Below are 24403 nucleotides of genomic sequence, written 5' to 3' on the forward strand. Positions count from 1 at the left end.
TGCTCGGTGGTAACGGAACCCTTACGTCTTCGCTACACACCGCGCAGGTCTCGCCCGCTAGGCTGAGCACCGATCGGGCCTCTGACCGTATGGGGAGAATGCCGAAATGTGTAGTTCGGCGTAAGAGCAAACGATAAGTCAGGACTTGAGCCCAACCAACTTAGGTTGTACTAATTCCAGGTTCTAGCTGGGCTTCTTCATCGGTCCTCCAACACACGCGCGTTCTCCAGTGTAAGGCAGGGGTGCACGTGCGTTTCAGTTGAGTTCACCACTGCATCGCACGCGCGCGAGGGCTCCGGCCGGGCGGTCCAGCGCAGCTCCAGACTGCCTCTCACCTGCAATGAATCAGATTTCCCCACAATGGGATCCGGCAAACCGGGCGTTGGCGGGCTAACTTTCCGGACAAGTTCCGTCGTCGCGGCGGCCGCCCGGGAGACATGGGCAGGTAACCTGCGGACCGTACGGAATTTTTCCTGAATGTGGGATTCAGCACACGTTCAGCAAACCGTAAATCCGCCTCCTGGCCACGTTTTCCGCGCCATCCGAGCCGGTCCGCGCGTGATCAACACCACGTCACCCGCCCGAAACGTGGCATTGTGAGCCTGGCCACATCCCGGCCGCCGCGGTCGATGGAACAGGTGTACGCCTGTCACGCTGAGACAACGAATCAGCGACGGTTTCGAGAAGCCGAATCACCCGGGACTCAGAGGATGTGAACTCCCATGACCGTTCACCATGTCCCCAGGTCCGCCGGACTCGGCGCCTTGCTGGTCTGGCTGGGCGGCGCACAACCGCAGCTCACCGACGGGCCCGAGCGCGGCGGCTACACCGTCACCGGCGCCGTGGTGGCGCTGTTCGCGGGCACCGCGGGCGCCGTCACGGCCGCCGCGACGGGAGCGGCGCGCTGGCCGGTCATCGCCATCGTGGCGGTCGCGCTCATCGCGACGGTCCTGATGGGGGCCATCGCCCGGGCGCTGGCCACCGCCGCCACACCCGATCGCCGGGAGAATCGCCGGGCGGTAGCCGAATTCGGCGGTCGCATCGCGGTGGCGGTGATCGCCGGGGTGGTGATCGCCGAATTGGCCTGCACCATTCTGTTCTCCGGCACCGTGAACCGGTTGCTCGACGAATCCGCCCAGCACGCAGTGGAATCCGCGCCCGCCGTGGTCACCGCGCGCACCGAGCTGGAGCAGGCCAGGACCGATCGCACCGCGCTGGACCAGCAGATCACCAAGGCGCAAAACGACGTCACCAATGCGCTGATCATCGCGCGCTGCGAATTCAACCCGGGGGCGGACTGCCCGCAGAACATGATCACCCGCGTGCCGGGGCGCGGTCCCGAGGAGCGCACCGCCAACCAGATGCTCGACGACGCCCGCAACCAGCTCAGCGCGGCGCAGGGCAAGGTCGACGGGCTCGACGCCAAGGTCACCGAGCAGGACAGGGCCCTCGCGACGGCCCGCAAGGCCGCCTACACCGACGGCGACCGCGGGCTCGGGGCGCGCTGGGTGGCCATGAACGACTACACCACCGGACATTTCGGGCCGTTCGTCTTGCGGCTCGCCGTGTCCGTGCTCATGATCGTGCTGGCCCTGCTGCCGCTGCTGCTGCGGTGGTGGCGGGGTGAGACGGCGTTCGACCGCACCGTCGCGGTCCGTACCGCCACCGACCGCATCGACCAGGCCGCCGCCACCGCCATCGCCGTCAAACAGGCCGAGGTGCGCGTGGAGACCGAGAGCCTGCGCGCCGAACAACAACTCACCGCCGCGCGGCTGGCCGCACATGCCGACACCGCCATCGACCGGGAACGGCAGCGCACCCGCATCATCGCCGCCATCGGCAATTTCGAGATCGGCATCACCGAACCCACCCAGCGCGCGATCGCCGAATTCGACAATGCCACCAGACATGAACTCCCCGCCGGCCCGGCCGGGGATCGAAAGGACAGCACCGTGTCCCAGGAGGGGATCGTGACACAGTCGCCGAACCTGCCCGCCCAGCTCACCTCCGGGGCCCTGGCCCCCGCACCGCAGGGCGGGGCACTCGTGCCCGCCGTGCCGGTCGCGCAGCCCGCTAACAAGGGCGGAGGCCTGGAACTTCCGATCATCGGGACGGTGCCGTTCACCGACACCGCCGCCCGCTGGATCCGTCCGCTGGTGCCGTCCTTCGTGGCCAATGCCATCGATACCGCCACCCACCCGCTGCGCACCGTGCGTCAGGCGTTCGAGGAGGCGGAGGAGATCACCTTCACGCTGCGCCGCACGCGCAAGGTGACGGTGGATTCCCAGGATTCGGCGCAGCAGCAGCACCAGCAGGCCTATGCCCAGCCGCAGTACGGCTACCTCCCGCAGGGCGCCCCGCAGCAGGTGCATGCCCAGCGGGTGGCCGCGAGCGTGGTGGATCAGCCCTACGCCCAGTACCCCTCCTACTCGGCCCTCCCCCAGGGCCAGGTGGTGGACCCCGGCTATCCCCTGCCCTCGGGTGCGCAGCACGATGCGCTGGCGGCACGCCGCAACCCCGAACTCGACTACCGCAGCCCGCGCGAACTGCCGCCGGGCAGGGGCCGGGAGTAGCCTTCCGAAACCCACTGTGGCCCGGAATGTTTCACGTTGAACACGGAAACATCCGGGCCACAGCCTGTTCGATGCCACCGCCTGTTCGATGCCACCGCCTTTCGATCACGCCGCCGGCGATTTCCGCGTCGCCGAGCGGTAGGCGACGACAGCGGTCAGAACCAGGATGGCCGCCGTGGAGGTGGCCGCCAGGTGGATGCCGCTGACGAAGGCGGAGTGCGCCGAGTTCAGCAGTTCCCCGGCCGCGGGTTGCGGTAGGGCGCGGGCGGTTTCGATCGCGCCGCCGAGCGACTCGCGGGCCGCGTCCGCCTGGCCGGACGGGACGTGCGTCAGGTCCAGACCGTGGCGGAAGGCCGCCATGACGGCGCTGCCCAGCACGGCGACACCGAGGGCGATGCCCATCTCCATGGCCGTCTCCGAGATGGCGGCGGCATTACCGGCGCGCGCCTCGGGCGCGGTGCTGACGATCATGTCGGCCGAGACCGTCAGGGCCACACCCTCACCCAGGCCGATCAGCAGGAAGCCGACGATGAACGGGGTCACCGAGCCCGAGGGGTCGGTGGGCAGCAGCCAGTAGAGGCCCGCGCCGATCGCGACGGTCACCAGCGAGCCCGCGAGCACTGTCGCCGTACGCCAGTAGCGGACCAGCCAGGCCGCGGCCAGCGCACCGAGCATGGAGCCGATGGTGCCCGGAATGAGCAGCAGACCGGCCGCCAGCGGCGACTTGCCGAGCACCAGCTGCAGGTACTGCGAGCCGAAGAACAGCACGCCGGCCAGCGCGAACACCGACAGCAGGTTGGTGAACACCGCGGCCCGGAAAGCCGGCAGCCGGAACAGGTCCAGGTCGATGAGCGGGGTGGACAGGCCGCGCTGGCGGCGCACGAACACCACGCCCGCGACCACGCCGACACCGGCGCTGATCAGCAGGTTCAGGCTCGGGCCGTGGGCCGCGAATTCCTTGACCGCGTACACGATCGGGATCAGGGCCAGCATGGACAGGCCGGCGCTGATCAGATCGAAGCGGCCGGGGTCGGGGTCGCGCGACTCCGGTACCAGGACCGGGGCCAGGACCAGCAGCAGCGCCATGACCGGCAGGTTCACCAGGAAGACCGAGCCCCACCAGAAGTGCTCGAGCATCCAGCCGCCCAGCAGTGGGCCGAAGGCCGCGCCGGAGGCGGCCATGGCGCCCCAGACCGAGATGGCGAGGGTGCGCTGGCGGGCGTCGGTGAACATGGACCGGATCAGGCCCAGCGTGGCGGGCATCAGGGTCGCACCGGCGACACCCTGCAGAACGCGTGCGGCAATGAGCATCTCGGGGTTGACTGCCCAGGCCGCGACGGCCGAGGCCAGGGCGAAGCCGGCCGCGCCGATGAGCAGCAGGCGGCGGCGGCCGATGCGGTCGCCGACGGTGCCCATGGTGACCAGCAGGCCCGCGAGCACGAACGAGTAGACGTCGATGATCCACAGCAGCTGCGGCGTGGTGGGCGCGAGGTGCGCGCTGATGGCCGGGACCGCCAGGTCGAGCACGGTGGCGTCGACGGAGATCAGCAGCAGCGCGAGCGCGAGGACGCCGAGCCCGGCCCAATCTCTGGGCCGGGCCTTCGGCGGCACGGCGGTGGGCTGCCGGTCGATGGTCACGGGAGTGCCGGAACGTGCGGTCGCGTGGGTGCTCATGAGCTTTCTCTCTCGGTGGTGAACCGTCCAGACGGTACAGTAGCATTCTGAACCGTCCAGACGGTACAGTCAATCGTCGTGACCACACGCGATCCCGCCGGCACCCGCGACCGGATCCTCGACGCGCTCGAAACCCTGCTGCTCGACAAGGGCCTGTCCCAGGTGACCCTGGACAATGTGGCCGCCACCGCGGGCGTCTCCAAGGGCGGACTGCTCTATCACTTCAAGAGCAAGGACGCACTGCTCGCCGGACTGCTCCGCCGCGTCACCGACCGGGCCGATCAGCAGGTGCGAACCGCGGTGGCACAGGGTCGCTCGGTGGCCGAGTGGTATCTGCAGGCTCCGCATCCCGAGGACGACGCCGACGCCGTCGAGCTCGCCCTGTACCGATCCATGCTGGCCGCCATGCGGAGCGTCGACGCGCCGCAGGACGCCGCGCAGGCGGAGACCGACCGGGCCCTCACCGAGGTGATGGGGTCCTGGAAGACGGCCCTGGACAACGAGATCGAGGATCCGGTGCGGGCCGAGATCGTGCGCCTGGTCGGCGACGGCGTCTATCTGCGCGCCCTGCTGGGCCTGCCGCCCATCGAACCCGGGCTCTACCGCCGGGTCGTGGCCCGGCTGCTGGAGACCGGCACACCCACCGCCTGACATCCGGGTGCGAAGTTCGCCGCCCGGACGCGCATCGGGCGACCGAAGACGCTGGTCCGGATAGACTCGGCCGCGTGTTGCCGACCGCCGCCGACTCCGTCGGTTCGCCGACCGGCTCGGTGGGGGAACCGACTTCTACCGAACCGGTGGTTGTGCCGATTCGCCCGATGCAGTTCCGCGAACTCCTCGACCTCCCGTTCGCGCTGATCCAGGCGCGGATCAAGACCCTGGCGGGCCTGCTCGGCGTCGCCGTGCTGGTCGCCTCGGTGGTGGCCGTGGCGGGCACGGTGCTCGCGGCCGTCGCCAGCGGGAATTCCGACCGCGGCACCCTCTGGGGCGCGGTGCTGGTCACCCTGCTGTGCGCCTGGTCGATCCGCTGGTTCGTCCGCGGGGTGACCGTGCCGATCGGGCTGGCGGTCGTGTACCGCAGGCCGGCGACCTGGCGCGGGGCGCTGCGGCGACTGGCCGCGGAAGCCGGTCCGCTGCTCGGCTATCAGGTGATGTACACGCTCATCGGTCTCGGCGTGCTGGCCGTCGGCACTCCGCTGCTGTTCACCGTGCCGCCCGCGGTGATCTGGCTGGCCTGGCTACGCGGGCGGCGATTCACGCTGGTGCCCACCATCTTCGATCAGTCGGCCACCTACGGCGTGGCGGCGCGACGCGCGAAACTGCTTGCGGGCGGAACGGAATGGCAGCTGGTCGGGCTGTGGCTGTACCTGCGCGGGCTGCTGCTCGTGCTGGTGGTGCCGCTGCTGGCGCTGCCGCAGTTCACCGCACAGTTCTCCGGCACCCGGCGCTGGACGGTGACGGTGCTGATCATCACCGCCACCCTGCTCATCGTGGCGGTCGCGGAGCTGGTCGAGTCCTCGACGCAGGTCGTCACCTACGTCGACCGGCGCTGCCGCCGCGAGGCGTGGGACATCCGGGTGCCCGGCGGGAGCGGCCGATGACCGGGACCGACCGGGCACCCGGGCCGGAGATCGCCGGTGCCGCGCCGAATCTCGTCGGCGCGGCACCGCCCGAGCCCGCCCTGGGTCCGGCCGCCGCGCACCTGGCCGCGGCCGAGGAGGCCGCCCGGCGCGGCGATTTCGCTGCCGCGCTGCGCGAGCGGTACCGCGCCGTCACCCGCGGGCTGGAGCAGCGCGGCATCCTCGACGAGGAGCGGGCGCGCACGGCCCGGGAAACCGCGCGGGCCGCTATCGCGGCGGTCCCGGACGCGGGCGAGCTGCCCTCGGCGGCACACAGTTTCGACGAGGTCGTCTACGGCGGCCGCTACGCCACCGAGGCGGAGTACCGGCAGCTGGAACAGGCCGACCGGTACTCGATCGCGCCGCCGCCCAAGGCCGGCCCGGCCGAGATCACCGAGCGGCGCCGGACCCGTAAGACCAGGGTCGCCAAGGAGAAGAAGGACCGTGAGCGCGCGGAACTGCCGCGGCTGCTGAAGGATTGGCGCTTCTGGGCCGCGGTCGTGGCCGTGCTGGCTGTCGTGGTGCTGGTGTACGTGCTCACCCATGCCGGGTCAGGGCCGTCGACCCCGCCGCCGACCCACGCGCCGGCGCCACCGTCGAATCCGCCGCCGCCCAACCGGCCGGACGTGCCGCCGCCGAACTTCGGCGCGGGCAGCGACTCCATCTTCCAGCAGCTACCGGGCTGGCTGGCCTTCGGCGGTCTGCAGTTCCTCATCGCCTGGGTCGCCGTGCTGTGGTGGCGTGGCCGCCGCCGCGGCGCCATCGTCCGCGAACCGCTGCCGGTGGAGGCCCCGGCCCACGAACTGCTCGCCGGACAGGCCGGGCTGTACCGGAAATCCCGCGATCACGAGCACGTGGCCGCGAAACTGCGGGCGGCGGCGCTGCGCCGGCTGCGGCCCGCACTCGGCGTCACCGCCGACACCCCGGCGGAACTGGTGGTCGAGTCGATCACGGCCCGCACCGGCGCGGACCCGGCCGTCATCCGCGGCGCCCTGTACGACCCGGTCGCCGATCGGGTCACGCTGGAACTCGTGGCCGCACAACTCGAATGGATCGAAGCGGAGGTCTTGTGACCGAACTCTCCCAGGACGTCGTGGACACCAACCACGCGCCCACCGCCCAGGACGCCCAGCAGGCGCTGCTGGCGCTGCGCGCCGAGATCGGCAAGGCGGTGGTCGGCAACGACCACGCCGTCATGTTCCTGGTGCTGGCGCTGCTGTGCCGCGGCCACGTACTGCTGGAAGGCGTTCCGGGCGTGGCCAAGACGCTGCTGGTGCGCGCCCTGGCCACGGCGCTGGATCTGGAGCACGCCCGCATCCAGTTCACCCCCGACCTGATGCCGGGCGATGTCACCGGCTCGCAGATCTATGATCCGCACTCGGCCGAGTTCACCTTCCGCCGCGGCCCGGTGTTCACCAACCTGCTGCTGGCCGACGAGATCAACCGCACCCCGCCGAAGACGCAGTCGGCGCTGCTGGAATCCATGGAGGAGCGCCAGGTTTCGGTGGACGGCGTGCCGCAGCCGCTGCCGGATCCGTTCGTGGTGGTCGCCACCCAGAATCCGATCGAGCAGGAGGGCACCTATCCGCTGCCGGAGGCGCAGCTGGACCGGTTCCTGTTCAAGGTGGACGTCCAATTGCCCGGGCGCGATGACGAATTCCGCATCCTGCAGCGGCACGCGGCGGGCTTCGACCCGCGCGATCTGAACGCCGCCGGGCTGCGCCCGGTGGCCGGTCCCGCGCACATCGCGGCCGCCCGGGCCGCCGTCGCGCAGGTGGCCATCAGCCCCGAGGTGCTGGCGTACACCGTGGACCTGTGCCGGGCCACCCGCACCTCCCCGGCCGTGGCGCACGGCGCGTCCACCCGCGGCGCGACCGCGCTGATGGCGGCCGCGCGGGCCTTCGCCTGGCTGAACGGGCGTGCCTATGTGACGCCCGACGATGTGAAAGCCGTTGCGACGACGGTGCTCCGGCACCGGCTGCACCTGCGGCCCGAGCACGAGGTGGAGGGCGTCACCGCCGAGGGCGTGCTGGCCTCGCTGCTGATGTCCGTCCCCGTTCCGGTGTAGGCCGTGGTCGTCACCGGCCGGCTGGCCGCCGCGGCGGTGCTCGCGGCCCTGTTCGTCACGCTGGCGCTGCCCTCGTGGCTCGGTGTGCTGCTCGCCACCCTGGCGCTGATCGGGCTGATCGCGGCCGACCTGCTGCTACTGGGATCGCCGGGCGCGCTGGAGCTTTCGCGGTCCCCTGTCACCACGGTCCGCACCGGTCGCAGCATCGACGTGGAGCTGGCGGTGCTCAACGGCGGCGCCCGGCCGGTGCGCGGCACCCTGTGGGACGACTGGCCGCCCAGCGCGCACGCCCGCCATCGCACCCACGCCCTGAACCTGCCGCCCAACACCAGGATTCGCCTGCACACCGAGCTGACGCCGGACTATCACGGCGACCGGGTGGCCGGCCCGGTGACGCTGCGTCTGCTGGGCCCGCTGGGCATGGCCGGCCGCCAGGTGCGGCGCGAGGTCCCGGCCCGGCTGCGCGCGCTGCCGCCGTTCCGCAGTGAGCGGCTGCTGGCCTCCAAGGTCCGGCAGCTGCAGCATCTGGAGGGCCGCAACACCACCACGATTCGCGGGCAGGGCACCGAATTCGATTCGTTCCGTGAGTATGTCGCGGGCGACGACGTGCGGACCATCGACTGGCGCGCCACCGCCCGCGCCAATGACGTGCTGGTGCGCACCTGGCGTCCGGAACGCAACCGGCATGTGGTCATGCTGCTGGACACCGGGCGGGTGAGCGCTGGCCGGGTCGGCGCCGGCACCCGCCTGGACGCCACCATCGAGGCGGCCCTGCTGCTGGGCGGGCTGGCCGCCGCGGGCGGCGACTCGGTGGATCTGCTGGCCTACGACCGCCGGCTGCGCACCGAGGTGCGCGGCATCGGCGGAAAGCGCTTGCAGATCAAGCTGATGCACGCGCTCGCCGGGCTCACTCCCGAACTGGTCGACACCGACTATCAGGGCGTGCTGCGCGCGACACTGCAGCGCGCCCGCCGCCGCAGCCTGGTGGTGTGGTTCACCCATCTCGACGCCGCCACCGTGCAGGAGGGCCTGCTACCGGTGCTGCCGGTGCTGACCGAGCGGCATCGGGTGCTGGTGGTCGCGGTGACCGATCCGGAGGTGGCGGCCGCCGCCACCCGCCGCTCCGGCCTGGACGACCTCTACGCCGCGGCTGCCGCCGAGAATGTCATCGCCGAGCACGCGGTGGCCCGGGAGACGCTGCGCCGCATGGGTGTTCGTGTCATCGCCGATGCACCCGACCGGCTGCCGGAGGCGCTGACCGACGAATACCTGGAACTCAAACGGACCGGAGCGCTGTAGCCGGCACGGCGCTCGGGTACTGCCGCACGAAGGGCGGCGGCGGGATGGCCCGCCGCTGTCGCTCGGCCAGCACCGCGCCCAGGATCTGTAGCGGCGGATAGCCGTTCGGCGGCGTCGTGCGCAGGCTCGTGCACACCGCGATGACCAGGGTGCGGCCCAACCGATCCTGGACCTCCGGGGTCAGGGTGCGGAACCGCAGCAGGTACCGACGCGTCGACAGCGCCAATTCATCGGAGAGACCGGACAGATCGAGCTGCCGCGCCCAGCCCGCCAGCCAGGGCGGCGGCGCGGCCAGCACGGCGAAGGGCAGCCGGCTGCGGTCGTGCACCACGACGGTGCCCGCCAGCACGTCCCCGACCCGCCGGGCCTGGGGCGAGCACAGCGACACCACGACGGCGATCAGCCCGGTGCCCATGATCCAGAAGTCGACGATCCCCGCCAGTCCGCGGGTGACCGCGTGCCGGAAGTCGATGGGCCCGCCGTCGGCGCGCACCACGCGCAGTCCGACCGCCATCTTCCCCACCGAGCGCCCGCGCGAAAACGTCTCGAACAGCACCGGATACCCGATCAGCGCGCTCACCATGGCCACCAGCACGGCGGCGTCGCGCCACGCGGAATCGGCGCCGAGCCACACCAGCAGCGCCTCGAACAGCAGCGCCAGCACCGTTCCGATCACGGCCTGCAGCAGCAGGTCGAGCAGGAAGGCCGCGGCCCGCGTGGGGATCCGCGCGATCGGCAGCTCGACGGCCACGGCTTCGCCGGTGGTGAACAGTGCAGTGTCCAATTGCCCTTCGCTTCGCTCAGCCAGGCGGAAACACGATGGATAGCATTCTGTCAGCCGTAGCGCAGGAGGGGTACTCATGGATCTGGACGCCTACATGTTCGTTCACAGGCCTTCCTGGGAGCGGCTGGATCAGTTGGCCTCCCGCGGCAAGCGGCTCACGGGTTCGGAGTCCGACGAGCTGGTGCGGCTCTACCGGCTGACGTCGCAGCAGCTGGCCCGGCTGCAGTCGCGCGAGGCGGATCCGGACCTCATTGCCGGGCTGTCGGCGGTGCTGACCCGGGCACGGGGCCGGATACTGAGCGCCCGCTTCGACACGCCGCGGGAGATCGCCTACTTCTTCACGCACCGGTTCCCGGCCGCCGTGTACCGGGCTCGGCCCTGGTGGCTGTCGGTGGCGACGGTGTTCCTGCTCGGGTCGGCCGGGCTGGCCGCGTGGGTGGCCAGGTCGGAGGCCGCGCGCCGGCATCTCGGCCTGGACACGGATACAGATGCCTTGACGCGCCCCGGCGGCGAATTCGAGACCTACTACTACGAGCACTCGCACGACGCCTTCGCCGCCAAGGTGTGGACCAACAACGCGTGGGTGTCGGCCATGGCGCTCTTCCTCGGGGTGCTCATCCTGCCCGCCGTCTACCTGTTGTCCATGAACGCCTTGAACCTCGGCATCAGCGCTGGGCTGATGGCGGGGGCGGGGCGGCTGGGCCCGTTCTTCGGCTGGCTCCTGCCGCACGGAATGCTGGAGCTCACAGCCATTTTCGTGGCCGGCGGGGCGGGTCTGCAGCTGGGCTGGACGCTGATCGATCCGGGCCGGGAGAGCCGTCCGCAGGCGCTGGCGCGGCAGGGCCGGGCGACCGCGGTGATCGCGCTCGGGCTGGTGGGCGTGCTGCTGGTGTCGGGTTTCCTCGAGGGCTTCGTCACACCCAGCGGACTGCCCACGGCGGTCCGGGTCGGCATCGGCGCGCTGGCCGAACTCGGTTTCCTGGCTTATGTATTCGGGCGCGGCCGCGGTGCGGTGCGGGAGCAGGAGCGCCTGCGGTCGGAGCGGGCAGCGAGCAATCACCCGGAGCACATCACGGGCTATTCGATCCAGAAGGGTCCGGAACCGGTTGCGGGAGTGGCGACTTCGTAGTCGCGGCACCGTTCGGATTGATTTCCACTGGCCGCAGCGAGTCCGGCTCAGCTGCGGCCAGCGTTGCCGACGACTCTACACAATCGTTATGGCTACGCAACCTCCGACTTGCCCACCGGACGCATAAGGCGACCAGGCGAAACATCGTTTCCCAGTAGGGAACCCGACAAGATCGCTAATTCCCGGCATACGCTTTGCGGGCGGTCTGCGGAGGGGTCCGAAACTATCCCCGCGGTCGCGTTTCGAGACCCCTTTCGAACCCGGGCGCGCGATGCGTTTCGAACCCCGTCAGTTGGTTTGCCAAAAACTCGCAAATTTTCCGCTCACCATCGGTTCAACCCGCGTTAAGCTGGCGTTTCGACCCAGCTCAGGCTGATTGCCCACCGGTCGCCCAGGATCAAACAAACCTCAAGTTTGTTTCGAATGGCTTTCGCTAAATGATCATCAGGCATAACTGGACTGTAATCGGGCGCATACCCATGTCGGCATCTTCTGGCAAACGATTTTCGCCCCCACGAAGGCCCCGAAACGCCCCCTGGCAACGCCTCCGGCGGGTAACCCCGAACAGGGTGTGCGATCTTCGTCACATCCGTTGTGACCAGCGGCTTTTCGAGTCTCGCTGAGCGGAACCGGCACCGTGCGGATTCGCGCCGCGACCCCGCCCGCGCGGGCCGGCACCGGGCGCCACACTCATGCCGATCCGACATCGCACTCCCGGCCCGGACGCCGAACCCGGCCGGCAGGACGCCGAACCCGGACACAGCCGAACCCGGACATAGAAGAAGGCCCCCGATCCGATTCGGATCGAGGGCCTTCCTCGTGGTGGGCGAGGGGGGACTTGAACCCCCACGTCCTTACGGACACTGGCACCTGAAGCCAGCGCGTCTGCCATTCCGCCACTCGCCCTGAGCGACGGGAAGAAACGTATCACGGGGTCTGCACCAAAACGAAATCGCCTGGTTATCGGGGGTGCGGAGGGGTGATCACGATCCGCGTTCGCCCCGGGAACCTCGGCTCGCCGCCAAGAGTTACAGGTGTGGACGATCGTGGATATCATGCAATCACCGTGTCCTTGCGGCGACACGCCACGTCGGCGTGTTGCTATTCAAGGACACATCGCGCACGTCACGGCCGGTCGGACAGATGACACGACGCACGCTCCCGCACCGGAGCGGCAGGACCCGAGAAGGGAGGGGGCATGGGAATTGTTTCCCGATTCGAGCGCCGTCTCCAGGGTGCTGTCGGCGATGTCTTCGCCCGCGCCTTCGGCGGGAGCGTCGTGCCCCAGGAGGTCGAGGCCGCACTGCAGCGCGAGGCCGCCGACCACATCCAGGATCTCGGTGGTGGGCATCTGCTGGCTCCGAACAGCTATGCCATCACCGTCAACGAGTCGGATCTACGGCAGCTCGTCCAGGGCGAGGGACAGCCGGATCGCGATCTCGCCACGCAGGATTACGAGCTCACCAAGCGTGCTTTCGCCAAGCATCTGCAGGACTACATCCGCGAGCAAGGGTGGCAGACCTACGGTGAAGTACACGTGGAGTTCGAGGCATCCCCTACGCTGCACACCGGACAGTTCAGGACACGCGGCCGGGTCGATCCGGACGCGGGTGGGCGGGCAGGCCCGTCACCGGGACCTGGACGCCCACAACGACCCAACCCGCAACCAGGAGCTGGCCCCATGACGCAGAACTCAGGCTACGACCCAAGCCGTGAGCCCGCGGAGTCCGATCCGCGGAACCGCGGGTACGCGCCCCCGCCTGCGGGCCGTCAAGGTCAGCAGGGTTACGGCGAGTACGGCCACGGTGGTCAGCAGGGCTACGAGCAGGGCGGCTACGGCCAGTCCGAGCAGGCCTACGGCGACTACCAGAACGGCTACGACTACAACCAGCAGCAGGGCGGCGGTTACGGCCAGCAGCAGGGCGGCTACGCCGAGCAGGGCTACGGCCAGCAGCAGGGCTACGGCCAGTCCGAGCAGGCCTACGGCCAGCAGCAGGGCTACGCCGACCAGGGCTACGGCCAGCAGCAGCAGCACGGCTACGACCAGGCCTACAGCGAGCAGGGCGGCGGTTACGGCCAGCAGCAGGGCTACGCCGACCAGGGCTACGGCCAGCAGCAGGGCTACGGCCAGCAGGGCTACGACCAGGGCGGCTACGGTCAGCAGGGCTACGCCGAGCAGGGGTACGGGCAGCAGCAGGGCTACGGCCAGCAGGGCTACGACCAGTACCAGGAGCAGGCCGGCTACGGCGACGAGCAGGCGTACGGCCAGCAGCAGGGCTACGGCCAGCAGCAGGCCGGTTACGGCGCGGCGCCGGCGCGCGGCGGCTCGGGCTACTCGGCCACGCTGCAGCTGGACGACGGCTCCGGCCGTACCTACCAGTTGCGCGAGGGCAGCAACATCATCGGCCGCGGGCAGGACGCGCACTTCCGGTTGCCGGATACGGGAGTTTCCCGGCGCCACATCGAGGTTCGCTGGGACGGCCAGACCGCGATGCTCTCGGACCTCGGTTCGACCAATGGCACGCTGGTCAACGGGTCTCCCGTCCAGGATTGGCAGCTCGCCGACGGGGATGTCATCCGCGCCGGACATTCCGAGATCCTGATCCGGATCGTCTGATCCCGTAAGCTCGCGATGCAGGTCACGATATGGCTGGGAATTCCTCGGTCGTATCGTGATCGCAACCGGTCGACGGCCCTATGATGCTGCCAATGCTCGCGGCGGACTCTGGCCGCGCTGACCAGCAACACACCGGTTGGGGGTCACGGAGCCACACCTCCGTAACTGCCCCGTACTTACGACACGGTCGAACAGGAGGTGGAGCACCGTGCAGGGATTGATCCTGCAATTGACCCGTGCGGGGTTCCTGCTGTTGTTGTGGCTGTTCGTGTGGGCGGTGCTCCGGACCCTGCGCAGCGATATCTACGCGGCTTCCGGCCTTCGGGTCGCGCCTCGGGCCGCAGGCGGTTCCGCGGTGCTCCCATCATTCCGCCGGGGCCAGAAGGGCGCCAAATATCTCGTGGTGACTCAGGGTTCTCTCGCCGGCACCCGCATCTCGCTCGGCACACAGCCGGTGCTGATCGGGCGGGCCGACGACTCCACACTGGTTCTCACCGACGACTACGCCTCCACCCGCCACGCGCGACTGTCTCCGCGCGGTGAGGACTGGTACGTCGAGGATCTCGGTTCCACCAACGGGACCTACCTCGACCGGTCGAAGGTCACCACTCCGGTCCGAGTTCCACTCGGCACCCCTGTCCGTGTCGGCAAGACAGTGATCGAGCTGCGATCGTGACACTTGTTCTCCGCTACGCAGCGCGCAGCGACCGTGGTCTCGTCCGAGCCAACAACGAGGATTCCGTCTACGCAGGTGCACGACTGCTCGCGCTGGCGGACGGCATGGGCGGCCACGCCGCCGGTGAGGTCGCCTCGCAGCTGATGATCGCCGCCCTGGCGCATCTGGACGACGACGAGCCCGGCGACGATCTGCTCGGCAAGCTGAATCGTGCTGTGCACGAAGGCAATGCGGCCATCGCCGACCAGGTCGAGGAGGAGCCCGAACTCGACGGCATGGGCACCACGCTCACCGCCATCCTGTTCGCCGGGCGCAAACTCGGCCTCGCCCACATCGGCGACTCCCGCGCCTACATGCTCAGAGGCGGTGAGCTGGCCCAGATCACCCGCGACGACACCTTCGTGCAGTCGCTGGTGGACGAGGGGCGGATCACCCCGGAGCAGGCCCACACTCATCCCCAGCGCTCCCTGATCATGCGGGCGCTCACCGGCAACGAGATCGACCCCACCCTGGTGGTGCGGGAGGCGCGAGCCGGGGACCGCTATCTGCTCTGCTCCGACGGCCTCTCGGACGTGGTGAGCGACGAGACCATCGCCAACACGCTGCGCGAGGGCACCACCGACGAGTCGGCGGATCGGCTCATCGAATTGGCGTTGCGCAGTGGCGGTCCCGACAACGTGACCGTGGTGGTCGCCGACGTCATCGATCTGGACTACGGCCAGAGCCACCCGATCGTGGCGGGCGCGGCCTCCGGCGAGGACGAGGACACTCCCCCGCCGAACACCGCCGCCGGCCGGGCCGCCGCCATGCGCCCGCCGCGCGCCACGCCGCGCCGCGCGGTGCCGCAGCCCGAACCCGAACCGCCCAAGAAGAGCCACAAGCTGCGCTGGCTGGCGCTGTCACTGGCCCTGCTGGTGGCGGTCGGCGCGGGACTCACCGTGGGCTACAACATGATTCGCAGCAACTACTACATCGGCGTGGACGGCGAGAAGGTGGTCGTGCTGCGCGGCCTGCCCGGTTCGGTGCTGGGCTACTCCATCCGCGATGTGGACCAGGTCGGCTGCGTCACGCGCGGCGGCGAATTGACGCTGACCGCACCCGGCGACAAGTTTCCTTCCGGCTGTGCCCAGCTGACCCGCAACGATCTCCGCCCCAGCGGCCGCGATTCGGTCGACAAGGGCCTGCCGCCCGGTTCCCGCGACGACGCCGTCAAGCAGATCCGGAACCTGGTGCAGGGCGAACTGCTGCCCCCGTGCGAGAAGCAGCAGCAGGCGCCGGTCACTCCGTCGACCACGCCGGTCGCGCCGCCCGCCGACCCCAACCAACCGGGCACACCCGTCACCACCACCCCGGCCGCTCCGGCCGCGCCCGGCAACCTCACCGGCGGTGAGCGCACCGGCGAGAACCACCCCCTGGAACCCCGCAAGACCGACCAGCCGACCGCTCCTGTCACCACCACCACGGCACCGCAGACTCCGGGGCAGAACTGCAGGACGGCGGACTGATGTCCGCACCGGCACCGCCGTCCACTGGGGCTTTTCCCAGTCCACCGGGCGGATTCGCTCCTGCGCCGCCACCCGCCACCCGGCGCAATGTCGAGCTGCTGCTCCTGGGGCTGGCGGCCGTCATCACGACGGTGTCGCTGGTGCTGGTGGAGGCCAGTCAGGAGCAGGCGATCACCTGGGAGATCGCCAAACTCGGTGCCGCGTACATGGCATTGTTCGGCGTCGCGCATCTGGCGGTGCGGCGGTTCGCGGCCTTCGCGGATCCGGTCCTGCTACCGATCGTGGCACTGCTGAACGGGTTGGGCCTGGTGGTGATCCACCGCATCGACCTGGCGCAGGCACAGGACGCCGCGTTCGCCTCGCTGCCCATCCCCTCCCCCGACGCCAACCAGCAGGTGCTGTGGACGGGGCTGGGGATGGTGGTTTTCACGGGGTTGTTGATCGCGCTGCATGACTACCGCAGCCTGGCCCGCTACGCCTACACCCTCGGCCTGATCGGGGTCATCGCCCTCGCCCTGCCCGCGGTGCTGCCGGACCGGTACTCGCAGGTGAACGGCGCGAAGATCTGGATTCGCCTGCCGGGCTTCAGTGTTCAGCCCGGTGAGTTCGCCAAGATCGCGCTCATCGTGTTCTTCGCCGGTGTGCTGGTGTCCAAGCGCGACCTGTTCACCGGCGCGGGCAAGCACGTGTTCGGCATGGAGCTGCCGCGCATGCGCGACATGGGCCCGATCCTGCTGGTCTGGGTGCTGTCGGTGGGCGTGCTGGTGGTGGAGAAGGACCTGGGCACCTCGCTGCTCATCTTCGCCACCGTGCTGTGCATGCTCTACATCGCGACCGAGCGGGTGGGCTGGGTGGCGGTCGGGCTGGTGCTGCTGACCATCGGGGTGGTGTTCGCCTACTTCGCGTTCGGGCATGTGCGGGTGCGGTTCTCGACCTGGCTGCATCCCTTCGCCGACTACTCCAATACCGGCTACCAGATCTCGCAGTCGCTGTTCGGGCTGGCCACCGGCGGACTGGCCGGGACCGGGCTGGGCAGCGGGCGGCCCTCGCAGGTGCCGTTCGCCAAGACCGACTTCATCATCTCCGCCATCGGGGAGGAGCTCGGCCTGATCGGGCTGACCGCCATCCTGATGCTGTTCTGCGTGTTCACCATTCGCGGGATCCGCACCGCGCTGGCCATTCGCGACAGCTTCGGCAAGCTGCTGGCCGCGGGCCTGTCCTTCACGATCGCCATCCAGGTGTTCGTGGTGGTCGGCGGCGTCACCAAGCTGATTCCGCTGACCGGTCTCACCACGCCGTACATGTCCTACGGCGGTTCGTCCCTGCTGGCCAACTATGTGCTGCTGGGCCTGCTGATCAAGGTGTCCGACGCCGCTCGCCGGCCGGCCCCCGCCCGCAAGCGGGCGGAGCCGATCGCGGACGCGTCGACTCAACTGTTGCGCAAGGTCGAGGGGGGTGGCGCGTGAACACGCCGCTGCGCCGGGTGGCGCTGGCGGTCATGGTGATGATCGTCGCGCTGCTCGCCAATGCCACCTATGTGCAGGTGTTCAAGGCCGACAGCCTGCGCAACGATCCGCGCAATGTGCGAGTCCTGCTGGACGAGTACGCACGTCAGCGCGGCCAGATCTCGGCGGCGGGCACGGTGCTGGCCTCGTCGGTCGCCACCGACGACCGCTACAAGTACCTGCGCACCTACCCGACCGATCCGCTGGCCTACGCGCCCGCCACCGGCTACTACTCGATGCAGTACGGCAGCAACCAGCTCGAGCACGCCGAGGACTCGGTGCTCAACGGCTCCGACAACAGCCTGTTCGGGCGCCGGCTCATCGACATGATCTCCGGCCGGGATCCGCGCGGCGGCAATGTGGTGACCACGCTCAACCCGGTCATGCAGAAGGTCGCCTACGACCAGCTCACCGCCAAGAACCTGACCGGTTCGGTGGTGGCCGTCGAGCCCAGCACCGGCCGCATCCTGACCATGGTCTCCACGCCGTCCTACGACCCGAACCTGCTGGCCGGGCACGACGGCGCCGCCACCCAGAAGACCTGGGAGCAGCTGCAGCAGGATCCGCGCCAGCCGATGCTGAATCGCGCTGTCTCGCAGACCTATCCGCCGGGCTCCACCTTCAAGGTGATCGTGACCGCGGCCGCGCTGTCCAACGGCATCGCCAAGCCCGACGATCAGTTCACCGCGGCGCCGCGGATCACGCTGCCCGACACCACCACCACGCTGGAGAATTACAACGGCAGCCACTGCGGTCCGGGCGACGCCCAAACCGCTTCTCTCACCGACGCTTTCAAGTACTCCTGTAACACCGCCTTCGCCGAGCTCGGTATGAAGGTCGGAGCCGCGAAACTCAAGGACGAGGCCAGCGCGTTCGGCATCGGAACCCAGCACCCCAATATTCCGATCCCCTGGGCGGACAGCACGGTCGGAACGATTCCCGACAATGCGGCCATGGCCCAGTCCAGCATCGGTCAGCGCGACGTCGCGCTCACCCCGCTGGACAATGCAGTCATCGCGGCCACCATCGCCAATGGCGGCGTGCGGATGAAGCCGTTTCTGGTGGACCAGCTGCAGGCGCCCGATCTGAGCACGCTGGAGACCACCAAGCCGACCTCGGTGGGCCAGGCGGTGACACCGCAGGTGGCCACCCAGATCACCAATCTGATGCTGGAGTCGGAGAAGAACACGCAGGGAGGGACGCAGCCGCGCTCGTATCAGATCGCGTCGAAGACCGGCACGGCCGAGCACGGCAACGATCCGCGCAACACGCCGCCGCACGCCTGGTACATCGCCTTCGCGCCGGCGCAGAACCCGAAGATCGCGATCGCGGTGATCGTCGAGAACGGCGGCGACCGGGCACTGGCGGCCACCGGCGGCTCCGTGGCCGCCCCGATCGCGCGAGCGGTGCTGGACGCCGGACTGGGGGGCTGAACGACATGAGAGTGCAAGGTAGACAGGGTCACGAATGCTGAACAACGGTGCGATGATCGCGGACCGGTACCGGCTGCAGCGGCTGATCGCGACCGGCGGCATGGGTCAGGTCTGGGAAGCGCTGGACACCCGGCTGGACCGCCGGGTCGCCGTGAAGGTGCTCAAGGCGGAGTTCTCCGCCGATCCGACCTTCCGGCAGCGCTTCCGTACCGAGGCGCGGACCACCGCGCAGCTCAACCACCCGGGCATCGCGAGCATCTACGACTACGGCGAAACGCAGGACGGGTCGGGCGGCGAAATCGCCTACCTGGTCATGGAGTACGTACAGGGTGAACCGCTCAACGCGGTGCTGTCGCGGTTGAACCGGCTCTCGGTGGCGCAGGGGCTGGACATGCTCGAGCAGACCGGTCGCGCCCTCCAGGTCGCGCACCTGGCGGGCGTGGTGCACCGGGATGTGAAGCCGGGCAATATCCTCGTGACCCCGACCGGTCAGGTGAAGATCACCGACTTCGGCATCGCCAAGGCGGTGGACGCCTCCCCGGTCACCAAGACCGGCATGGTGATGGGCACCGCCCAGTACATCGCGCCGGAGCAGGCCACCGGCGAGGACGCCACCGCCGCCTCCGACGTGTACTCCCTGGGCGTGGTCGGTTACGAGGCGCTCTCGGGCGCCCGGCCGTTCACCGGTGACGGTGCGCTGACCGTGGCCATGAAGCACGTGCGGGAGGCCCCGCCGCCGCTGCCCGCCGATCTGCCGCCGAATGTGCGCGAGCTCATCGAGATCACCATGGCCAAGGATCCGGGCCAGCGCTACACCAATGGCGGCGAGTTCGCCGACGCGGTGGCCGCGGTGCGCTCGGGTCGCCGGCCCACGCCGCCCGGCGGCATTCCGTCCGTGCCGCCGATGACCGGCGCCACCCGGGTGCTGCCGCCCGGACCGACCATGATCATTCCGGGCGCCCGGGCCGACCAGGCCACCACCCGGTACGCGCCGCCGCCGCAGCCCATGCGCGGCATCGCTGAGCCGCCCGCCTCCGCGACCACCGTGATGCCCGGACCGCGCACTCCGGCGGGCCCGATGACCTTCGCCGGCGCCGAAGACCCCGGAACCGGGCGATTCACCGCCGGCCAGAAGGCCATCGCCGGGCTCGGCGTGGGCGCGCTCATTCTGGGCGCGGCCGCCGCCATCGTGCTGATGAGCAGCTCCTCGCACGACTCCACGCCGCCCGCCCGCACCAGCGCGGTGGTGGCGCCCCCGGTGATCACGCCGACCACCACCACGCCCCCGCCGACCACGACCACCCGGGAACGGCCGGTGCCGCCGCCCGCGGTGACCACCTACGAGCCGCCGCCGACCACCACACCCGAGCCGACGACCACGCCACCGCCCACCACGACCGCGCCGCCGACCACCACCGTGCCGAAGACCACCACCTCGGCACGGCCGACCACCACCGGCCGCTGGCCCTGGCCGAACAACGACATACCATCATTGCCAGCGAATCCGGGCGGAGTGAGTCCCGGCGGCGGGAATCCCGGCGGGGTGACTCCCGGCGTAGTAAGTCCCGGCAGTAACCGCGGTCCTGTCTACGAGTCCGACCCCTATTCATCCACAGTCCCGCAGCAAGGATTGCCATGACGACCCCGAAGAACCTCTCCTCCCGCTACGAGCTGGGCGAGATCATCGGGTTCGGTGGCATGTCCGAGGTCCACAAGGCCCGGGATCTGCGGCTCGGCCGGGATGTGGCCATCAAGGTGCTGCGCGCCGACCTCGCCCGCGACCCCACGTTCTACCTGCGTTTCAAGCGGGAGGCGCAGAACGCGGCGGCGCTCAACCATCCGGCGATCGTGGCGGTGTACGACACCGGCGAGGCCGAGGTGGACGGCGGCCCGCTGCCCTACATCGTCATGGAGTACGTCGACGGCGACACCCTGCGCGACCTGGTGCGCGGCAAGGGCCCGCTGCCGCCCCGGCGCGCCATGGAGGTCATCGCGGATGTGTGTGCGGCGCTGGACTTCTCGCACCGCAACGGCATCGTGCACCGGGACATGAAGCCCGCCAACATCATGATCAACCGCGCCGGCGCGGTGAAGGTGATGGACTTCGGCATCGCCCGGGCCCTCGCCGACAGCTCCAACCCCATGACCCAGACGGCCGCCGTCATCGGCACCGCCCAGTACCTCTCGCCCGAGCAGGCCCGCGGCGAACAGGTGGACGCCCGCTCGGACGTGTACTCGGTGGGCTGTGTGCTCTACGAGATCCTCACCGGCGAACCGCCTTTCACCGGCGACTCACCGGTCGCGGTGGCCTACCAGCACGTCCGGGAGGATCCGCGGCTGCCGTCGCAGGTGCATCCGGGCGTGCCACGCGAACTCGATTCGGTCGTGCTCAAGGCCATGAGCAAGAACCCGGCCAACCGGTACCAGACCGCCGCGGAAATGCGCGCCGACCTGATCCGGGTGCTGGGCGGGCAGAAACCCACCGCGCCCATGGTGATGACCGACGAGGACCGCAGCTTCGACGACGAACTGCCGCCGCCGCGCAGCTATCGCACCGTCGAGCGCCGCGACGACACCACCGAGCAGGAGATCGTCGAGGCGAGCCCGCGCCGGCGCACGGCGCTGATCGCGGTGCTCGCGGTGGCGGCGATCGCCGCGGTCGGCGGTCTGCTGTGGATGCTGATCGGACCCGGCTCGCATCCGGATCAGGTCGCGGTGCCGGATGTGGCCAATCAGAACTACCAACTGGCGCAACGGGATCTGGAACGAGCCGGTTTCACGGTCGCCATCCAGCAGAAGAACGATCCCAAGGTGGCGCAGGGCAATGTGATCGCCACCCAGCCGCTGGGCGGTTCGCGGGTCGACAAGGGCAGCACCGTCACCCTGCAGGTGTCGGCCGGCCCACAGCAGGTGCCGGTGCCGAAACTGGCCGGGCTCACCCAGCAGCAGGCCGAACAGCAGCTGAATTCCCAGGGGCTGCGGCTGAATCCGGATGTGAAGCGGGAAGCGTCCAGCACCGAGGACAAGGACAAGATCGTCGGGCAGACCCCCGACGCGGGGCAGAAGATCGACTCCGACGGGCAGGTCACCATCACCCTCGGCTCCGGCCCGGACAAGGTGCGGGTGCCCGACGTGGTCGGCCAGTCCATCGACGTCGCGCAGTCGACGCTGTCGGACACCGCCGGTTTCAAGGTGACCGTGCAGGAGGTGCCGAACAACCAGCCCAAGGGCACGGTCATCGCCACCAATCCGCCCGCGGGCACCCAGGCCGACAAGGGTTCCAGCATCACCGTGCAGGTCTCCAGCGGCGACCAGCTGACCATGCCCGACCTGCGCGGCATGACCCCGGCCCAGGCCGTGGACATGCTGCGGCAGAAGGGCTGGAACGGGCAGGTCAGCCAGAACAACATGAGCACCCTGAACGCGGGTGAGGTCGGGCGCATCCTGGCCCAGCAGCCGACCGCGGGCTCGCCGCTGGGCAAGAGCCAGACGGTGACCATCACGACCGGCGTGCTGTCGCTCGGCCCGCCGTGATGCCGATTCCACTGTGAGAACAGGGGGTTCGCGGACTGTCCGCGAACCCCCTTTGTTTCATGTGAAACCTTCGGCGCGCGAAACCTACAGTCGCAGATGACGGTTCATCGACATGGCCTCTTCGGCCAGATCCGGCAGCTCCATCACCTCGACGCCGTGCTCGCGCAGCTTCTCCACCCCGACGCAGTTGTCCACGAAGGTGCCGGGCTCCCGCCAGGCGATGACCACACGCCGGATGCCGGCCTGGAGAATGCGATCCGTGCAGGGCAGCCGATCCTGGCTCGCCCGCTGCGAGCACGGCTCCAGCGTGCTGTACAGCGTGGACGACGGCAGCCGCGGATCGTCCGGCTCCAGCTTGTTCAGCGCCGACTCCTCGGCGTGCACCTTGTCGTCGGTCTCCCGCGACCACCCGTGCGCGATCTCCACCCCGTCCGCGCCCACGATCACCGCGCCCACCGCGAAGGCGGTGTCGCTGTGCCGGCACAACCGCGCCAGGCCGATGGCGTGCCGCATCCACCCGCGATCCAGCCGTGCCTCGTCATCCGACATCGGAATCCTCCTTCGGCAGATAGCGCAGCAGCGCGATATCGCCGATCCGGCCCACATCGGCCAGCTGCATGCGGTGATTGGGGCCGCCCGGGAAGGCGGCGGGCCCGAGAAAGCGCGGGGCGGCCGGATCCCCGACCACGACCGGCGCCACGGCCATCCGGATCTCGTCGGCCAGACCGGCGGACAGGAAGCCGGTGTGAATGGCACCGCCGCCCTCGACCATGAGCCGCTCCAGGCCGCGTTTGCCCAGGTCATCGAGCAGGGCGTCGAATTCGATCAACGAGCCGAGCGAGACGATCTCGGCCAGCCCGGCCAAACGGTCACCGATGCGGGTGGCTCCGGAATCGGTGGTGTAGACCAGTCTTTCGCCGCCGCAGTGCCAGAACCGCAGTTCCGGGTCGAGATCGCCACCGGCGGTGACGATCACGCGCACCGGATACTCCGGCTTGCCCGCGGCGACCCGATGCAGGCGCCGATCCGCACTGTTGACCAGCAGCCGGGGATTGTCGCGGCGCAGGGTTTCCGCGCCGATCAGGATGGCGTCCGAGTCCGCGCGCAGCGCGTCCACCCGATCGAAATCGGCTGCGTTGGACAGCAGCAGCCGGTCGGGGCCGGTGTCGTCGATATAGCCGTCGATGCTGACGGCCACCGACAGCATGACGTGTGGCCTCATGACGCTGTATCCATGTGGCATGCGCGGGGGCCCTGCGTGGTTACGCAGGCAAGCGCTGGGAGGTGGAGCGGCTCCTCCGGGCCCTGACCGCTCATGCCAGTGCCGCGACCTCCGCCTCCAGGGTCTGCACCAGTCCCTCCGCCGGCCGCTCGCCGCACACGCCGAGCCAGTTGGCGAGCATGCGGTGTCCGCCCTGGGTGAGCACGGATTCGGGATGGAACTGCACACCGTGGATGGGCAGATCGCGATGCCGCATAGCCATGACGATGCCGGATTCGGTGCGGCCCAGCACCTCCAGCTCCGGCGGCATGGTCTCCTCGAGGACGGTCAGCGAGTGGTAGCGGGTGGCGATGAACGGATCCGGCAGACCGGCCAGCACGCCCGCGCCGATGTGGAAGACCTCGCTGGTCTTGCCGTGCAACAGTTCGGGGGCACGGGTCACGGTGGCGCCGAACGCTTCTCCGATGGCCTGATGACCCAGGCAGACGCCGAGCAGCGGAGTGGCGTGCCGGGCGGCGGCGTGCACCAGGGCGATGCTGGCGCCGGCGCGATCGGGGGTGCCGGGCCCGGGGCTGATCAGCACCCCGTCGTAGTCCTGCACAACCTTGTCCACATCCGCGAGCCGATCATCGTCGTTGCGCCAGACCTCGGCATCCACACCCAGCTGTCCGAGATACTGAACCAGGTTGAACACGAAGCTGTCGTAGTTGTCGACGACCAGTACACGCATGATTCGAGAGTAGTTGGCGCGGTGCGCGCCGTCGC

The 24403-nt window shown here is 69.6% G+C and carries 19 protein-coding genes and 1 tRNA gene; 14 read left to right on the forward strand and 6 right to left on the reverse strand.

From position 1 onward, the window contains the following. Positions 1-722: 722 nt before the first annotated feature. Positions 723-2573: a DUF4407 domain-containing protein gene (locus ACWEQQ_RS02015; protein ID WP_452346823.1), complete on the forward strand. Its 1851-nt coding sequence runs from the start codon at positions 723-725 to the stop codon at positions 2571-2573. 105 nt (positions 2574-2678) lie between these two features. On the opposite strand, the gene ACWEQQ_RS02020 is transcribed toward ACWEQQ_RS02015, so the two are convergent. Continuing rightward, on the reverse strand, positions 2679-4247 hold the full coding sequence (locus ACWEQQ_RS02020; protein ID WP_452346824.1) for an MFS transporter: 1569 nt from the start codon (positions 4245-4247) through the stop codon (positions 2679-2681). A 78-nt stretch (positions 4248-4325) separates the two neighbouring features. Here ACWEQQ_RS02020 and ACWEQQ_RS02025 point away from each other — a divergent pair, with 78 nt between their 5' ends. The 5 genes from ACWEQQ_RS02025 (at position 4326) to ACWEQQ_RS02045 (ending at position 9233) form a co-directional block, all read left to right on the forward strand. Then, complete coding sequence (locus ACWEQQ_RS02025; protein ID WP_452346825.1) at positions 4326-4898, forward strand: TetR/AcrR family transcriptional regulator; 573 nt, start codon at positions 4326-4328, stop codon at positions 4896-4898. Positions 4899-4972: 74 nt separating this feature from the next. Beyond that, on the forward strand, positions 4973-5848 hold the full coding sequence (locus tag ACWEQQ_RS02030) for a hypothetical protein (protein WP_452346826.1): 876 nt from the start codon (positions 4973-4975) through the stop codon (positions 5846-5848). After that, positions 5845-6939 (forward strand): DUF4129 domain-containing protein, encoded by a 1095-nt coding sequence (locus tag ACWEQQ_RS02035; protein ID WP_452346827.1) that lies wholly within the window; start codon positions 5845-5847, stop codon positions 6937-6939. Before ACWEQQ_RS02030 ends, ACWEQQ_RS02035 begins: the two co-directional genes overlap by 4 nt. Beyond that, positions 6936-7934 (forward strand): AAA family ATPase, encoded by a 999-nt coding sequence (locus ACWEQQ_RS02040; RefSeq protein WP_452346828.1) that lies wholly within the window; start codon positions 6936-6938, stop codon positions 7932-7934. Before ACWEQQ_RS02035 ends, ACWEQQ_RS02040 begins: the two co-directional genes overlap by 4 nt. A 3-nt stretch (positions 7935-7937) precedes the next feature. After that, positions 7938-9233, forward strand: coding sequence for a DUF58 domain-containing protein (locus ACWEQQ_RS02045; RefSeq protein WP_452346829.1), 1296 nt, complete (start codon positions 7938-7940; stop codon positions 9231-9233). Here ACWEQQ_RS02045 and ACWEQQ_RS02050 read toward each other — a convergent pair. Then, positions 9211-10017 carry an RDD family protein gene (locus ACWEQQ_RS02050; RefSeq protein WP_452346830.1) on the reverse strand — a complete coding sequence of 269 codons (807 nt, stop codon included), beginning with the start codon at positions 10015-10017 and terminating at the stop codon, positions 9211-9213. The genes ACWEQQ_RS02045 and ACWEQQ_RS02050 overlap by 23 nt on opposite strands. Positions 10018-10093: 76 nt before the next feature. Between ACWEQQ_RS02050 and ACWEQQ_RS02055 the strand changes: the two genes are divergently transcribed. Beyond that, on the forward strand, positions 10094-11146 hold the full coding sequence (locus ACWEQQ_RS02055; RefSeq protein ID WP_452346831.1) for a stage II sporulation protein M: 1053 nt from the start codon (positions 10094-10096) through the stop codon (positions 11144-11146). A gap of 820 nt (positions 11147-11966) precedes the next feature. Here the strand turns inward: ACWEQQ_RS02055 and ACWEQQ_RS02060 are convergent. Further along, positions 11967-12052 (reverse strand) — tRNA-Leu (locus ACWEQQ_RS02060). 292 nt (positions 12053-12344) lie between these two features. Between ACWEQQ_RS02060 and ACWEQQ_RS02065 the strand changes: the two genes are divergently transcribed. The 7 genes from ACWEQQ_RS02065 to pknB all read left to right on the forward strand — a co-directional run bounded on the left by ACWEQQ_RS02065 (position 12345) and on the right by pknB (position 22416). Continuing rightward, positions 12345-13763: a DUF3662 and FHA domain-containing protein gene (locus tag ACWEQQ_RS02065; RefSeq protein WP_452346832.1), complete on the forward strand. Its 1419-nt coding sequence runs from the start codon at positions 12345-12347 to the stop codon at positions 13761-13763. Between the two features lie 208 nt (positions 13764-13971). Next, positions 13972-14439, forward strand: coding sequence for an FHA domain-containing protein FhaB/FipA (locus ACWEQQ_RS02070; protein ID WP_040862589.1), 468 nt, complete (start codon positions 13972-13974; stop codon positions 14437-14439). Beyond that, positions 14436-15944, forward strand: coding sequence for a PP2C family protein-serine/threonine phosphatase (locus ACWEQQ_RS02075; protein WP_452346833.1), 1509 nt, complete (start codon positions 14436-14438; stop codon positions 15942-15944). Before ACWEQQ_RS02070 ends, ACWEQQ_RS02075 begins: the two co-directional genes overlap by 4 nt. Next, the gene (locus ACWEQQ_RS02080) at positions 15944-17410 is read left to right on the forward strand and encodes an FtsW/RodA/SpoVE family cell cycle protein (protein WP_452346834.1); all 1467 of its coding nucleotides are present in this window, start codon (positions 15944-15946) and stop codon (positions 17408-17410) included. Before ACWEQQ_RS02075 ends, ACWEQQ_RS02080 begins: the two co-directional genes overlap by 1 nt. Next, complete coding sequence (locus tag ACWEQQ_RS02085; RefSeq protein ID WP_379392950.1) at positions 17407-18882, forward strand: peptidoglycan D,D-transpeptidase FtsI family protein; 1476 nt, start codon at positions 17407-17409, stop codon at positions 18880-18882. Before ACWEQQ_RS02080 ends, ACWEQQ_RS02085 begins: the two co-directional genes overlap by 4 nt. Before the next feature lie 34 nt (positions 18883-18916). After that, on the forward strand, positions 18917-20521 hold the full coding sequence (locus ACWEQQ_RS02090; RefSeq protein ID WP_452346835.1) for a protein kinase domain-containing protein: 1605 nt from the start codon (positions 18917-18919) through the stop codon (positions 20519-20521). Next, positions 20518-22416: a Stk1 family PASTA domain-containing Ser/Thr kinase gene (gene pknB, locus ACWEQQ_RS02095; protein WP_354847406.1), complete on the forward strand. Its 1899-nt coding sequence runs from the start codon at positions 20518-20520 to the stop codon at positions 22414-22416. Before ACWEQQ_RS02090 ends, pknB begins: the two co-directional genes overlap by 4 nt. Positions 22417-22500: 84 nt before the next feature. Here pknB and ACWEQQ_RS02100 read toward each other — a convergent pair whose 3' ends face one another. From ACWEQQ_RS02100 to ACWEQQ_RS02110, 3 genes are all read right to left on the reverse strand, one after another. Then, positions 22501-22965 carry a dCMP deaminase gene (locus tag ACWEQQ_RS02100; RefSeq protein WP_452346836.1) on the reverse strand — a complete coding sequence of 155 codons (465 nt, stop codon included), beginning with the start codon at positions 22963-22965 and terminating at the stop codon, positions 22501-22503. Continuing rightward, positions 22955-23638, reverse strand: a complete 684-nt coding sequence (locus ACWEQQ_RS02105; protein ID WP_452339343.1) for a RibD family protein — start codon at positions 23636-23638, stop codon at positions 22955-22957. The genes ACWEQQ_RS02100 and ACWEQQ_RS02105 overlap by 11 nt, the downstream gene beginning before the upstream one ends. A 91-nt stretch (positions 23639-23729) precedes the next feature. Next, positions 23730-24368, reverse strand: coding sequence for an aminodeoxychorismate/anthranilate synthase component II (locus tag ACWEQQ_RS02110; RefSeq protein WP_452339344.1), 639 nt, complete (start codon positions 24366-24368; stop codon positions 23730-23732). Positions 24369-24403 lie beyond the last annotated feature (35 nt).

Source organism: Nocardia sp. NPDC004123 (assembly GCF_053603795.1).

Excerpts from the sequence above, each read along its gene's own strand:
- ACWEQQ_RS02110 (WP_452339344.1), bottom strand. The coding sequence starts at position 24,368 with ATGCGTGTACTGGTCGTCGACAACTACGACAGCTTCGTGTTCAACCTG.
- ACWEQQ_RS02090 (WP_452346835.1), top strand. The coding sequence starts at position 18,917 with ATGCTGAACAACGGTGCGATGATCGCGGACCGGTACCGGCTGCAGCGG.
- ACWEQQ_RS02035 (WP_452346827.1), top strand. The coding sequence starts at position 5,845 with ATGACCGGGACCGACCGGGCACCCGGGCCGGAGATCGCCGGTGCCGCG.
- ACWEQQ_RS02080 (WP_452346834.1), top strand. The coding sequence starts at position 15,944 with ATGTCCGCACCGGCACCGCCGTCCACTGGGGCTTTTCCCAGTCCACCG.
- pknB (WP_354847406.1), top strand. The coding sequence starts at position 20,518 with ATGACGACCCCGAAGAACCTCTCCTCCCGCTACGAGCTGGGCGAGATC.
- ACWEQQ_RS02105 (WP_452339343.1), bottom strand. The coding sequence starts at position 23,638 with ATGAGGCCACACGTCATGCTGTCGGTGGCCGTCAGCATCGACGGCTAT.
- ACWEQQ_RS02065 (WP_452346832.1), top strand. The coding sequence starts at position 12,345 with ATGGGAATTGTTTCCCGATTCGAGCGCCGTCTCCAGGGTGCTGTCGGC.
- ACWEQQ_RS02055 (WP_452346831.1), top strand. The coding sequence starts at position 10,094 with ATGGATCTGGACGCCTACATGTTCGTTCACAGGCCTTCCTGGGAGCGG.
- ACWEQQ_RS02020 (WP_452346824.1), bottom strand. The coding sequence starts at position 4,247 with ATGAGCACCCACGCGACCGCACGTTCCGGCACTCCCGTGACCATCGAC.
- ACWEQQ_RS02015 (WP_452346823.1), top strand. The coding sequence starts at position 723 with ATGACCGTTCACCATGTCCCCAGGTCCGCCGGACTCGGCGCCTTGCTG.
- ACWEQQ_RS02100 (WP_452346836.1), bottom strand. The coding sequence starts at position 22,965 with ATGTCGGATGACGAGGCACGGCTGGATCGCGGGTGGATGCGGCACGCC.